The sequence below is a fragment of the Facklamia sp. P13069 genome (assembly GCF_050409405.1).
GTDB lineage: Bacteria > Bacillota > Bacilli > Lactobacillales > Aerococcaceae > Facklamia.
Genome location: NZ_JBNUPN010000006.1, coordinates 1 through 14,561 on the forward strand (window position 1 = coordinate 1; position 14,561 = coordinate 14,561).

12 protein-coding genes are annotated in these 14,561 nt (G+C 36.2%); all 12 read right to left on the minus strand.

All coding sequences use genetic code 11. From position 1 onward, the window contains the following. Positions 1–86: 86 nt before the first annotated feature. The gene (locus tag ACQV2T_RS02660; protein WP_428893206.1) at positions 87–1,001 is read right to left on the minus strand and encodes an ROK family protein; all 915 of its coding nucleotides are present in this window, start codon (positions 999–1,001) and stop codon (positions 87–89) included. Between the two features lie 605 nt (positions 1,002–1,606). Continuing rightward, a complete protein-coding gene (locus ACQV2T_RS02665; protein ID WP_428881751.1) occupies positions 1,607–3,151 on the minus strand; it encodes a sodium:solute symporter in 1,545 nt (514 codons plus the stop codon). 86 nt (positions 3,152–3,237) lie between these two features. Then, entirely contained in the window at positions 3,238–4,134 is an 897-nt protein-coding gene (locus tag ACQV2T_RS02670; RefSeq protein WP_428893207.1) for an N-acetylneuraminate lyase, read from the minus strand. 19 nt (positions 4,135–4,153) lie between these two features. Continuing rightward, on the minus strand, positions 4,154–4,837 hold the full coding sequence (locus ACQV2T_RS02675; protein WP_428893208.1) for an N-acetylmannosamine-6-phosphate 2-epimerase: 684 nt from the start codon (positions 4,835–4,837) through the stop codon (positions 4,154–4,156). A 277-nt stretch (positions 4,838–5,114) separates the two neighbouring features. After that, positions 5,115–6,938 carry a translation elongation factor 4 gene (gene lepA, locus ACQV2T_RS02680; RefSeq protein ID WP_428873951.1) on the minus strand — a complete coding sequence of 608 codons (1,824 nt, stop codon included), beginning with the start codon at positions 6,936–6,938 and terminating at the stop codon, positions 5,115–5,117. Between the two features lie 250 nt (positions 6,939–7,188). Then, on the minus strand, positions 7,189–8,337 hold the full coding sequence (gene dnaJ / locus ACQV2T_RS02685; RefSeq protein ID WP_428873950.1) for a molecular chaperone DnaJ: 1,149 nt from the start codon (positions 8,335–8,337) through the stop codon (positions 7,189–7,191). An 86-nt stretch (positions 8,338–8,423) separates the two neighbouring features. Further along, positions 8,424–10,268, minus strand: coding sequence for a molecular chaperone DnaK (gene dnaK, locus ACQV2T_RS02690; RefSeq protein ID WP_428875319.1), 1,845 nt, complete (start codon positions 10,266–10,268; stop codon positions 8,424–8,426). A 51-nt stretch (positions 10,269–10,319) separates the two neighbouring features. Beyond that, on the minus strand, positions 10,320–10,952 hold the full coding sequence (gene grpE / locus ACQV2T_RS02695) for a nucleotide exchange factor GrpE (RefSeq protein WP_428873948.1): 633 nt from the start codon (positions 10,950–10,952) through the stop codon (positions 10,320–10,322). A gap of 13 nt (positions 10,953–10,965) precedes the next feature. Continuing rightward, positions 10,966–11,994: a heat-inducible transcriptional repressor HrcA gene (hrcA, locus tag ACQV2T_RS02700; RefSeq protein WP_428873947.1), complete on the minus strand. Its 1,029-nt coding sequence runs from the start codon at positions 11,992–11,994 to the stop codon at positions 10,966–10,968. A 151-nt stretch (positions 11,995–12,145) separates the two neighbouring features. After that, entirely contained in the window at positions 12,146–13,081 is a 936-nt protein-coding gene (ribF, locus tag ACQV2T_RS02705; protein ID WP_428873946.1) for a riboflavin biosynthesis protein RibF, read from the minus strand. 3 nt (positions 13,082–13,084) lie between these two features. After that, positions 13,085–14,005, minus strand: coding sequence for a tRNA pseudouridine(55) synthase TruB (gene truB, locus ACQV2T_RS02710; RefSeq protein WP_428893209.1), 921 nt, complete (start codon positions 14,003–14,005; stop codon positions 13,085–13,087). Positions 14,006–14,165: 160 nt separating this feature from the next. Next, positions 14,166–14,552: a 30S ribosome-binding factor RbfA gene (gene rbfA / locus ACQV2T_RS02715; RefSeq protein ID WP_428873944.1), complete on the minus strand. Its 387-nt coding sequence runs from the start codon at positions 14,550–14,552 to the stop codon at positions 14,166–14,168. Positions 14,553–14,561: the final 9 nt, after the last annotated feature.

Genomic DNA, 14,561 nt, shown 5'->3' on the forward strand with positions numbered 1-14,561 from the left:
ATTTTTAGACATAAAAGGACCCCCAAAAGTTAGTTTTTAACTCGAACTTTTGGGGTCAATTCATAAGAATAGTTTTGAGTTAGTTTTTAATTTGTAGAACAAACTCCATACTTTTTAATAAAGTAGTAAAGAGCTCCCATTCTTCCAGCTTCATTACTATACTTTGCAGCTAGGATAGCTTTAGGCAGAAAAATATTATTTTCAATTTTTGCAGCCAATTTTTCTAAAATAATTGGTAACAATATTTTATGTTGATTCATAATACCGCCTCCTAAAACAATGTACTCTGGATTTATCAAATAAATAATTGGAAGTAATCCTTCTGAAAAGTTTTCAGCAAACCAGTTAATTGTTTCGATTGCGGCTGGATGATTAGTTTTATAGGCTTCAAAAATTATTTTTCCATTAGTATTACTTTCTCCAGTGAGCTGTTCAAAGTATTGACGCATAGCAGTCGTCGATGCTACATCTTGAAATCTTTTACCATTAACAGGTAAGTAACCAACTTCGCCGGCAGAAAAACCTTCTCCATGATACAATTGACCATTAAGGATTAAAGCCCCGCCAACACCCGTGCCAATAGTCAAACAAACTAATGAACTATTGCGTGCAAAAGCTCCAATTGAAAATTCAGCAAAAGCTGCCGCATTGACATCATTTAGAACAACACAAGGTAAATCAAAGTGATGGTTAATGGCTTGCTTAAAATCAGTTCCTACATAGTCAGGAATTGTATAACCTGCATAAACTATCTTTCCTTGTTCAGGATCGACTACCCCTGCTGAAGAAATAGCAACACCCTCTAACTTTTTGTTGATTTGCTTAAGACTTTTAATCGTTTCACCAACTAAATTTAAAACATATTCCATAATATGATTTGATTTTTTTAAGGAATCTATCGGTGTTTCCTCTTCTTTAAAATAATTAAAAGAATGTCCCTTTTCATCATAAACATCACTTTTTATCGTTGTACCGCCAATATCAATCGCTAGTATATGCATTTTTTCACTTCCTCTTATACAAAATTACAGTGATAGAAATAATATATCTTATTCTATTTTTAGAGTAGTCATCATTTAATGGCCTTATTACTAATTATTCATTTTTTTCCTTACCTACCACCTTAAAAATAGGGAAAAGACGCTTAGCCCTTTCCCTACTTAAAATGTTACACATTTTATATTTCCCCTTAAAAACAGCTTTTTTAATTGTTTCTATCTGTTCAACAATTTTGAACATCTTCACGATCAAAAACTAAGATTTGTCCAGGCTGAATGATTCATTCCGATAATGGTTGAGCGTGAGGTTTTAGCCAGCCATCCTTTTCTACATAATCTTTTCATTGAACATTTCCATTAAAGTTATGCCAAATTTTTTCCTGACCTTTAATAGGAACAAATACATCAAGATAGCTAGGATAACTTTGCCAAACTCTATGGTCATCTGTCGTAATCTCCTATTCTAAGATATTAAAATAAAAGTCATCGGAAATCATATGGGGCCAAGCTGGCAATCACTTAAGTCATTATTTTCTTTTAAAAGTTAATGACTCTTAGTATCGCTTCTCGCTTGATTTGATCTATTTGATTTAAATCATAAAGTTTCATTAATGTCTTACCAACCAGTCATTATTCGCTTTAATCTCAGAAATATCATAGACAGTGGTGAATTTTGGAGCAGTCGATGTCTCATCTTTAACCATTATCGATACAAGATAACCGACAATTAAAGATACGCCTATTGAAATAAGCGAATAAACCCAAATGCTTACCTTTTCTGCAGGAAGACCGTATTTAATGAAAATCATTACTAAACTTGAAACAATTAGTGCAGCATAAGCACCAATTTTGTTAGCTTTTTTAGAGAATACACCTAGCATAAAGACTCCGCCTAGAACCCCTAAAACGAGTCCCATGAATCCATTAAACCATTCATAGGCTGATTTAATATCAGAGTGTGCAAGAATAATTGAGATAATAATGGAGAAAATTCCAACGCCTAAAGAAATCCAACGCGCAATTTGAGTTCGTTTGGCGTCATCTAAATTCTTAGAAATCACCTCTTGTATGTCCAATGTCCATGAGGTAGCGACAGAGTTCAAACCTGTCGATAGAGTTGATTGACTGGCAGCAAAAATAGCTGCTAAAAGAACACCGGTAATACCAACTGGTAAACGATAGGCTATATAGTAAGTAAACACTTGATCTTGAGCTACTAAAGCGCCAGGATCACTCGGATTTTGTAATTGATAATAAGCGAATAATCCCGTCCCAATAAGATAAAACATAGTCGCAATAAAAATAGATAAGACACCATTGGTAAACATCATTTTATTCAATTTTTTAATATCTTGAGTGGTAGTGAACCGTTGCACGATATCCTGACTTGAAATATAAGATGACAGTGTATTAAAGCCAGCGCCAACAACTAGTAAAAAGATAGAAGATTTTAAAAGGTTCGGATCAAAAATCGGTTCGTGAGGGGCAATAAATTTGTCTTTAGCTAACAAATTCATGATTGGTTGGAAACCGCCGTCTAAGTCCTTGACTAAAAAGCCTAGAGTCACAGCAACACCTACTAACAAAACAGATCCTTGAATAAAATCGGTCCATAAAACTGATTTAATCCCACCAGTATAAGAATAAATAATCGCAATTACACCCATTACCACAATTAGCCAATTGACTGAGATTCCAGTTAATGTGGCTAAAGCAGCAGAGGGTAGATACATAATAATAGACATACGACCAATTTGATAGATAATGAACAAAATAGCACCGATTGCTCGCAAAAGTCTAGAGTTAAACCGTTGCTCTAAATAATCATAAGCAGTATCAATATCCATTCTGGCATAAATAGGCAGGAAAAATTTTATAGCAAAAGGAATTGCAATAATCATCCCTAATTGCGCAAACCACAATAACCAAGTTCCCTTATAGGAGTTACCTGCTAAAGTCATGAAAGAAATCGGACTTAACAAGGTTGCGAAAATAGAAACCGAAGTTACATACCAAGGGATTGAGCCATCTCCTTTGAAAAACTCTTTACCAATCATATCTTTCTTAGAAAACAGTAATCCTGCAAACAAAACAGCTACTAAATAAATAACTAAAATAATAAAATCGATTGTTGTAAAGCCTTCTTGTGCCATTATTAAACTCCTTTTCAATTTTACATGCTTCGTGAAGCATAACGCTATATAAAATATTCTTTAATTACCTAAGTCTTTTTAATTAATTATAAATAATTTTTAAAAATTCGTTCTGCTTCTTCTTTTTGGTCGGCTGTCATCGAAGCCATCGGTTTACGACTTAAAAACTCCCCTTTATTCGCACCCTGTAATTGTAAAATTCTTTTAAGAGTTGGATATAAACCGTTTGCTAGCACTGCTTCAATTAAATCATTACTCTCATTTTGTAGCTTAAGTGCTTTCTCATGGTTGCCCTCATTGACAGCTTCTAAAATGCCACGAGCTCGCAAACCATTTACGTTATATGTCGATCCGATTGCTCCATCAACATGATAGATAGCAGCTGGATAAAGCATCTCATCAAAACCTGAATAGATTAGTACATCTGGAAACGCTTTACGTAATCGTTCTAATAAGAAAAAGTCTGCAGCAGTAAACTTAACACCAACAATATTGTCTAATTCAAATAATTCCTTAAATTCTGCCATCCCCATATTAATACCTGTAAGAACTGGGATTGAATAAATAATTAAGTCATTATCAACAGCTTCTGTAATATCTTTATAATATTGTTTAACCTCAGCGAATGAAAACTTATAATAAAAAGGAGTTACTGCTGAAATTGCGTCATAATCCAAATCTGTCGCAAATTTACCGAGTTCAATTGCTTCATAAACATTGGGACCACCAACTTGTGCAATGAGTTTCACTTGGTCTTTCACTTCATCTTTAACAATTTCAAAAATTTGTTTTTTAATGGCCATATCTAATAAGAAATTTTCACCAGTTGAGCCTCCTACATATAGCCCTGCTACCTTCATATTATCAATATTATGACGGACTACTTGACGTAGCCCTGCTTCGTTAACTTTGCCCTTTGAATCAAAGGGTACCAAGAGGGCTGAGATAATACCTTTGATTTCTCTAGCTGTTTTTTTTGTCATTTTATTTCCCCCTATTAATCTATTGGTTATGAATAGCTTCGACAAATTTTTTTGTAATTAATTGAGGTCTAGTGATAGCTGAACCAACTACTACACTATATACCCCAAGCTCTAAAACGTGTCTTACTTTTTCAGGAGTATCAATATTACCTTCAGCAATAATTGGTTTGTTGATTGTTTCAACCGCTTGACGGATGAGTTGAAAATCATTGCTTTCTATCTTATCTTTCTTACTTTGTTGAGTATAACCTACCAAGGTTGTACCAATATAATCAAAACCAATTTGTTCAGCCATTTTCATTTCTTCTAAGGTTGAACAATCAGCCATCAGCTTTTGTTGGGGATAGTTTTCTTTAATCTTTACCATTAAATCACTTAATGATTCTCCGTATGGCCTCGTAGATGCAGTTGCATCAATTGCTATGATTTCCGGCCTTGCTTGCATTAACTCATCCACTTCAGTCATCGTAGGTGTAATAAAAGCATCAGCTCCATCATAAACCCGTTTAATAATGCCAATAATTGGCAAATCGACTTGTTCTTTAATTGCTTTAATATCTTCAACTGAATTCGAACGAATACCTTTAGCTCCACCTTCTTTAGCAGCTAAGGCCATTCGTGACATGATAAAAGAACTGTGCAAAGGTTCATCTTCTAAAGCTTGACAAGAAACAATTAATTCCCCTTTTATTCCTTCAATCATTCAATAACCTCCTTTATCAAAGCGCTTTCTAATTTAAAATTATACACATCACTTTGTAGCATTTCAATATTTTATGAAAAGACAGTGAGTTTTCTGAAAACAAAAACTTTTATTATACTTATTTAAAAAGATTTTAATTGATTATTTATCATAAAAGTAGCTTACTTACGTTCTCTAAAAGAGGTTGGTTCAAAATGAAAATTAATATTGCTTTATAGTAATAAGAAAAACCCATCTTTGAATTCTCAAAGATAGGTTTTTATGAACCGTTATTCTTTTATTCTTCATCCATTTGTAAGACAGCCATGAAAGCTTCTTGTGGAATTTCAACGTTACCGACTGATTTCATCCGCTTTTTACCTTCTTTTTGTTTTTCTAATAACTTCTTACGACGGGAGACATCCCCACCATATAATTTAGCTGTAACATCTTTTCGATAAGCCTTAATGGTTGTTCGTGCGATGATCTTATGTCCAATAGCTGCTTGGACAGGTACTTCAAACATTTGACGTGGGATAATCCCTTTTAGTTTTTCAACTAAAGCACGACCGCGATTATAGGCAAAATCTTTATGCACTATAATCGAGAAGGCATCAATGACATCAGAATTAAGTAAAACTTCTAATTTTACTAGATTAGACTCTTTATAGCCAATTAATTCGTAATCTAAGGAAGCATAGCCTTTGGTTGATGATTTCAACTTATCGAAGAAATCATACACAATTTCAGCCATTGGTAGTTCATAAATTACATTTACCCGGAAATCATCCAGATAATCCATCGTAATAAAGTTACCACGCTTGCGTTGAGATAGTTCCATTACAGCGCCCACATAATCATTTGGTACCATAATAGTCGCTTTTACATAAGGTTCAAAAATCTTATCAATCTCTGTTGGATCTGGCATTTCAGATGGGTTGTCAATCAAAAGCTCTTCCCCATCCGTCTTTTCAACACGGTAAATAACTGACGGAGCAGTGGTAATTAAATCAATATCAAATTCACGCTCAAGTCTTTCTTGAATAACATCCATATGCAGTAAACCTAAAAAGCCTGTTCGGAAACCAAAGCCTAGGGCTTGCGATGTTTCTGGTTCAAAGTGTAAAGAAGCATCATTTAATTGTAACTTTTCAAGTGCTTCCCGCAAGTCATTATAATCGGCCGAGTCAACCGGATAGAGACCGGCAAAAACCATTGGATTTAATTTGCGGTAACCATCCAAGGCCTCCTCAGCTGGATTATCCGCTAGGGTTATAGTATCTCCTACACGGGTATCTTGAATGGTCTTTATACCTGCGGTTAGATAGCCAACATCTCCTACCATCAAGAAGTCTCTTTTGAGAGGACTCGGTGAGAAAATTCCAACATCAATCACTTCAAACTCTTTACCATTACTCATTAGACGGATGGTGTCACCTGGTTTGACCATACCATTCATCACTCGAATATTTAAAACAACCCCACGATAAGCATCATAAGCAGAGTCAAAAATAAGAGCCTGTAAGGGGTCTTCTATATCTCCCATTGGTGCAGGAACTTTCTCAACTATTTGCTCTAAAATCTCATCAATACCGATGCCTGACTTGGCAGAAGCAAAAACCGCTTCTGAGGCATCGATGCCGATAATATCTTCAATTTCTTTTTGAACCCTTTCAGGATCGGCTGAAGGCAGATCGATTTTATTAATAACAGGCAATATTTCTAAATCATTATCCACTGCTAAATACACATTAGCCAAGGTTTGGGCTTCAATTCCTTGTGCTGCATCGACTACTAGAATGGCTCCTTCACAAGCAGCCAAAGATCTTGAAACCTCATAAGTAAAATCGACGTGACCAGGGGTATCGATTAAATGGAAAATATAATCAATGCCATCTTTAGCCCGATAAGTCAGTTCCACTGCATTCAATTTAATGGTAATTCCTCGTTCTCTTTCCAAGTCCATGGAATCTAACAATTGCTCTTGCATATCACGATCAGCCACTGTATGTGTTTGTTGTAAAATACGATCAGCTAGTGTGGATTTACCATGGTCAATATGCGCAATTATCGAAAAATTACGGATTCTTTCTTGTCTATTCTTCATTTCTTCTATATTCACTTGACTTCACTTCCTTTTCAAGCCTCTTATCAATAGCTAAGGTCTATCTTATCAAAAATGAGTGATTTTGAATAGTTTTCTTTCACTATGGTATTTTAATAAATGAACTACTCAATAAAATCTTTATTTATTCTTTAAAATTTCCTATCTAGAAGCTAATCAATCTTATTTTGATTCCAATTGATTTAAAACTTTTCTAAGCAAGTAAAAAGCATCAGAGCATATTGAATACCCTGATGCTAGCCTATTTTTATTCACCATGAAAAATATCACGCATCTTATTAAAGAAGCCACCTTCTTGCTCTTTAACATTAGCACCCATTTCTTTAGCTAACTGTTTAAATAATTCATGCTGTTTGTCAGTCAGTTTAGAAGGAGTAACGACTTTAACCGTTACTTGTTGATCTCCCGTATAACCTGAGCGAACACTCGGTGCTCCTTTGCCTTTTAAGCGGAAAGTGGTCCCTGTTTGTGTGCCAGCTGGAACCTTTAACTTCACCTTACCATGTACCGTTGGAACTTGGATTTCATCACCCAAGGCCGCTTGAGAGAAAGTGATGGGTAGCGTGTAATAGATTTCCGTACCATCTCGTTTAAATTCCTTACTTGGTTCAACATGGAAAACTACATAAAGGTCTCCATAAGGTCCACCATTTGAACCCGCCTCACCTTGTCCTGAAAGGCGAATTTGATTACCTTCTTCAACACCTGCTGGCACAGTCACTTTAACAGAATGACTAACGGATTCTATACCAGAACCATGACAAGTGGTACATTTTTCTTTAATTTCTTTACCTGTCCCACCGCAGACATCACATGTGGTTTGCGTCATCACACGACCAAAAGGAGAGTTTCGTTCTACCTGAATAGTCCCTGTGCCATGACACTTGTGGCAAGTAACGGGCTCAGTGCCTTCCTTGGCACCTGTTCCGTGACAGGTATGACATTCCTCATTACGATTATATTTTATGGTCGTTTCTTTACCAAAAATAGCCTCTTCAAAGGTTAAATTAATACGATATTGTAGGTCATTACCCTTACGAGGAGCATTGGCTCTTCGTCCTCCTCCAGCAGATCCACCAAAGAAAGTATCAAAGATATCTTCAAAGCCAAAGCCTGCACCACCAGAGAAGCCACCAAAACCACCACCGCCAAAGCCGGCTCCAAAGTTAGGATCCGTTGAAGCATGGCCGTATTGATCATAAGCAGCCCGCTTTTGACTATCACTTAGGACCTCATAAGCTTCTGCAACTTCTTTAAACTTTTCGTCAGCTCCTGCATCTTTATTAATATCCGGATGGTATTTTTTGGACAGTTTACGATAAGCCTTTTTAATGTCAGCATCACTGGCATCGCGAGATACACCTAAGACATCATAATAGTCTCTTTTATTTGCCATTTTGTCCCTCCTTACACATTTTAATTCTCCTGATAAAAGACAAGAGTCGAGGACTTAGCCTAGACTCTTGCTAAAGTATGTCTTAATTACTCGTCGACTTCTTCAAAGTCAGCATCGACAATATTATCATCAGAAGATGATTGAGCATCAGAGGCATCTGTTTGATTTTCTTGAGCAGCTTGAGCTTGTTGAGCAGCTTGCTCGTAAAGTTTAACGGATAGATTTTGAATCACTTCATTTAATGCATCACGTTTTGTTTTCATTTCTTCTAAATCATTTGCTTCAACAGCTGCTTTCAATTCATCACGAGCTGTTTCTGCTTTAGTCAATTCATCTTCAGAAATGTTATCATTATCTTTCAATTCATCGATAGTCTTATTAGTTGTAAAGATCATTTGATCGACTTCGTTGCGTAAATCAGCTTCTTCACGACGTTTCTTATCGGATTCAGCATTTGCCTCAGCATCTTTAACCATACGCTCGATTTCTTCATCGGATAAACCTGAAGAAGATTTTATAGTAATCGTTTGTTCTTTTTGAGTACCTAAATCTTTGGCTGAAACGTTCACAATACCGTTTTTATCAATATCAAAGGTAACTTCAATTTGTGGAATGCCACGAGGTGCTGCTGGAATATCAGTTAATTGGAAACGACCTAAAGTCTTATTATCTGCTGCCATTTCACGCTCACCTTGTAAAACGTGAACATCTACTGCTGGTTGATTGTCAGCTGCTGTAGAGAAGACTTGTGATTTAGAAGTTGGGATAGTAGTGTTACGGTCAATTAATTTAGTGAATACACCACCCATTGTTTCGATACCAAGTGATAATGGCGTAACATCTAATAGAACGATGTCTTTAACATCACCAGAGATAACGCCACCTTGGATAGCTGCACCCATAGCAACTACTTCGTCTGGGTTAACCGATTTGTTAGGATCTTTTCCAGTTTCTTTCTTAACGGCTTCTTGTACAGCAGGAATACGTGTCGATCCTCCTACCAAGATTACTTCGTCAATTTCAGATTTGCTTAAACCAGCATCTTTCAAGGCTTGACGAACTGGCCCTTTAGTTCTTTCTACTAAGTCATGCGTTAACTCATCAAATTTAGCACGAGTTAAAGTTGTTTCTAAGTGTAATGGCCCATCAGCTGTCGCTGTAATAAATGGTAAGCTGATTTGTGTAGAAGTCACACCAGAAAGATCTTTCTTAGCTTTTTCTGCAGCGTCTTTCAGGCGCTGTAAAGCCATTTTATCTTTAGAAAGGTCAATAGAGTTTTCTTTTTTAAATTCTTCAACTAAGAAGTCGATAACTTTATTATCAAAGTCATCTCCACCTAGTTTATTATCCCCTGCTGTAGATAATACATCAAATACGCCATCGCCTAATTCAAGGATTGAAACGTCAAAAGTTCCTCCCCCTAAGTCAAAGACTAGGACTTTTTCTTCAGCATCGGTTTTATCTAAACCATACGCTAAAGCTGCAGCGGTTGGCTCGTTAACAATACGTTCAACTTCTAATCCTGCAATACGTCCAGCATCTTTAGTTGCTTGACGCTGAGCATCGTTAAAATAAGCAGGAACAGTGATAACTGCTTTCTCAACCTTATCGCCTAAGTAATCTTCAGCAAATGATTTCAAGTGTTGTAAAATCATAGCTGAAATCTCTTGAGGTGTATAGCTCTTTCCACCCATTTCAGTCTTAAAGTTATCTTCTCCAATATGACGTTTGATGGAAGCTACTGTGTCAGGGTTTGTAACTGCTTGACGCTTAGCTACTTCACCCACTTGAATCTCATTATTTTTGAAAGCTACTACAGATGGAGTGGTACGGTTTCCTTCTGGGTTAGTAATAATCTTGGCTTCTCCACCTTCTAAAATGGAAACAGCAGAGTTTGTTGTACCTAAGTCAATACCTATAATTTTAGACATATAATCTACTCCTTTAAAAATTTATTTTGGTTAAAACTAAGTGCTTAATAATTAGGCGGACACAATTACCATGGCCGGGCGAATGATGCGATCATTAAGGATGTATCCTTTTTGTAGAACATTCACTACAATATCAGTGTCTTGTCCTTCAGCCGCTGGTTGGGTGGTTACCGCTTGATGATAATTTGGATCGAATGTTTCGTTTAAGGGATTGATCACTTCAATTTTTTCTTCTTTAAATGCTTGTAAGATTTGATCATACACCATTTGGATCCCTTTGTGGATTGCTTGACTCTCTTCTGAACTTGCTTTAATTTGCAAAGCGCGTTCAAGATTATCAATTGCATCAATTAATTTATTAGCTAAAGATTGAGATCGATATTTAGCAGCCTCTTGTCTTTCACGACTATTAGATCGTTGCATATTAGCAATTTCAGCCTGTAGGCGTAAATTTCGATCCTCCAAATTCTGAATACTTTCTCTTAATTCATCTTCAATGGAAGAAACTTCCTCTACTGGTGCTGCTTCAGTTTCTTCATTTACATCATTTACATCATTATTCAGACTATCCTGATTTTTTTCTGCTGAACTTTCAATGACTTCATCTTCTACTAACTTTTCTTTTTCATCGTTAAGTTCTGCAGAAGATTGCTTGTCATTCCTCTTTTTATTTTCTTCTGTCACTTGATGACCTCCTTTATTGATTAAATTCTTTTAATATCTGCTCCATAAGGACAATCATGCGTGAATAATGCATCGTCGAAGGTCCTAAGATACTTAAAGACATTTTGCTTAAGTCTTGTGTGAAGGTTCCCGTCACTAAAGATAATTGACGCATCCCTTGCGGAGCAAACTCTTGTCCGAAAAGAACTTCGATTCCATCTTGACGTTGTTCAAAGAGATCAAATAATTCATTCGATCCATCAATTAAATTGAATAATTTTTTGAATTCATTGTTGGAATAACGCTGATCCAAACAATCAAAAAGATTATTCTTGCCAGAAACAAAATAACGCGTTCCTTTAACTTGTTGAATTGACTTCTCAACTAAAGGAGAAAAATCAATCGAAGTTGACAATTGTCTTTGCATAATCATCGGAATAGTTAATTTAGTCCGCTGATAAGCATCTTCTAATGTAATACCTCGCAATTCTGAATTAAGAATTGAACGCATTTGACGTAAATCATCTTCCTCAACCGGATATAAGGTTTGGAACATTTTATTTTCCACATGTCCTTGATCCGATAATAAAATAGCCATTATTTGATGGTTACTTAAAAGCACTAACTTAAAGTCAGCCACTCGATGCTCTTCATTATTCTGTCCAAAAACCAAGCAAGGTAATCCAGTTAATGAGACCAATAAATCCGCAGCAATTTTCGCCATCTTAAAATTCTCTTGTCGGCGATTTAAGAAGATTTCGCTAACTGCTTTGAGATCTGCTTCATAGGATTGCTCCCATGAATCATTCTCAATTTTAGTGATCAGACGATCTACATAATAACGATAGCCTTCATAAGAAGGTATTCTACCACTTGATGTATGTGCCTTAACCAGAAAGCCGTTTTTTTCTAAAACAACCATCTCATTACGAACAGTTGCCGGACTTATATCAAGAAAACTCTCCTTGAGTAAAGTCTTTGACCCGATTGGTGCCTCTAAATTTGCATAAAGGCGAACAATTAATTCTAAGATTTGGTGTTGTCTGGCTGTTAATATGATCAATCACCTCACATTATTAGCACTTATTCATATCGAGTGCTAACTGTCTCTATCTTACTATCCTCCATCACTTTTGTCAAGGGAATGTGCCCATAAAATTAAAAAAATTAGCACTCTCAATTCGAAAGTGCTAATTATATCTATCGATCCGTGATTATTTAAAATAAGCCCGTGTGTGGTCTTGATCCTTTTCAAGTTGATTAATCAAACCTTCAATACCATCAAATTTAATCTCTCCACGCAAGTAATGATGCCACTTTATACGAACCTTTTCCCCATAAATCATGCGGTCAAAATCTAAAATATAAACTTCAATGGAGAGTTCTTTCACATCATCAAAGGTAATATTATATCCAATAGATGCCATGCCCATATACCATTGGCCTTGAACACAAATTTCGACAATATACACCCCTATGCCAGGTGTTAACTGACCATAATCCATTGCCACATTCGCTGTCGGAAAACCTAGTTTTCTCCCTCTTTTTAAGCCATTGATGACAAGTCCTCTGGTTTCATAAATGTAACCTAATTCTTGATTAGCTAAATCAATATTACCATTTGATAGCTGGTATTGAATTTCACTTGAAGAAATCTTATGGTCACCGATTGTCTTTTTAGGAATTTCGCTAATTTTAAAGCGTCCTTGACTATGGTCAACCAGAGTTTGCATATTAGCTATCTCTTTCAGACCGTAGGTATAGTCAAACCCCGCCACCACATGAACGGCATTCAAATTAACCATGTAGTTGTCCACGAACTCTTGTGGACTCTGAGCTCCCATGGCTGAAGTGAACTCAGCAATATATAAAATATCTACTCCATTAACCTCCATCAGTTCTATTTTACGAGGGTTATCACTTAAATAAAAGTAGTGATTCGGATGGATCTGTTGATAAACAAGACGAGGAGTATGGTTAAAAGTTAAGACGGCTAAAGGGACTTGATAATGATCTGCTAATTCGCGCCCCTTTTTGATAACTTCTTGATGGCCTAAATGAACACCATCAAAAAAGCCTAGAGCTAAAACGACTGGTTGGTCATATAGTTGTTCTTGATCGTAAGGATGTGCTAAATAAATTGTCTGCAAGGCTTAAACTCCTTCCATTGGAAACATCTTAATAGGTTTTATTAAATTCTCTTTGCTAGGATGTGGGCCGTAAATTGCTAACAAACGGTCTTGATAAAATAAGGCAGTTGGTTCAATAAGCCTGTCATTAAAATAATTAATGTCTAAAACTTTTCCATGTTTAATGTCTGTAAACTGTTCTGGATTTAGTTGGATTTTTGCATAGTCAGAAACTGCCGTTTCAATGGGGTGAACAGCTGTATTTAAGGAGTCTTTTTCTGCTAATTGCCTTAATTCATCTAAGCGATAACTATCCGCTTGACGATAACCCGCTGCTTGAGTTCGCACTAATTGGGACATGTGGCTAGGATATCCTAATAACTTACCGCAATCTACCGCTAAGGTTCTGACATAGGTCCCTTTACTGCACTTTACTTCAAAGGAGAAAGTTTGCCTTTTTTCACTGGTGTGATATTGTGACGGAGCTAAACGCTTGAAGTAGTCGATAGATACTTGACGTTCAGGCCTTTCTACTTCAATACCTGCTCGGGCATATTCATAGAGTCTTTTCCCTTTGACCTTGACCGCCGAGTAATAAGGAGGAATCTGCCTGATTTTGCCTGTTAATGAAGCCATAGCTTGATCAATAACTTGATCATCAACGGCTTGTTCTACTAATTTCTTTGCAATAACTTGTCCCTGGGCATCTTCCGTATCGGTGGCTTGACCTAAAGTGACTTCTCCTTGATAGATCTTTTTGCTATCCATTAGTATTTCAACTAACTTGGTTGCCTGTCCTAAACAGACAACTAAAACGCCCTCAACTTCAGGATCCAAGGTCCCACAATGGCCTACACGCTTCATTTGAAAAATCTTACGCATTTTAAATACTACATCATGACTCGTCATGCCCTTTTCTTTCCAAACAGCGACAATTCCGTTCATTCAAGCCAACCCCTTTATTAATAACAATTATGATTATACTTTAATTAGCACTTGCTTCCAAGCAAGATTCTTAATTCTACAAGAATAAAAGAGCTGTTTTACCGCCTCTCATTTAATGAGAGCAGTGAAAAAACAGCTCTTGATTTGTGAAAACTTAAGATTATTGCTCCGTCTGAACTGAGCTTGCTTCATCAAAAGATTCAGATTCATGTAATTGATTTAATAATGAATCGATTCGACTACCATAGTCTACTGATTGGTCTCTTTCAAATTTAACTTCAGGAACCTTATAAAGACTTAAACGACTTCCAAGTTCCGAGCGAACTTTACCTGTTATTGCTTTCAAACCATCACTTGTTTTTTGTCTTTCTCCGGCTTTATCACTTAAAGTAGAATAAAAAATTGTAGCATTTTGTAAGTCGCCTGTAAGCTCTACATCAGTAATAGTAACCCCTTCAACACGAGGGTCTTTAATCTCTTTTAGAAGAATATCATTAACTTCTCGCATTATTTCTTGACGAACACGTCCTATACGATATTTAACCATTTCATACTC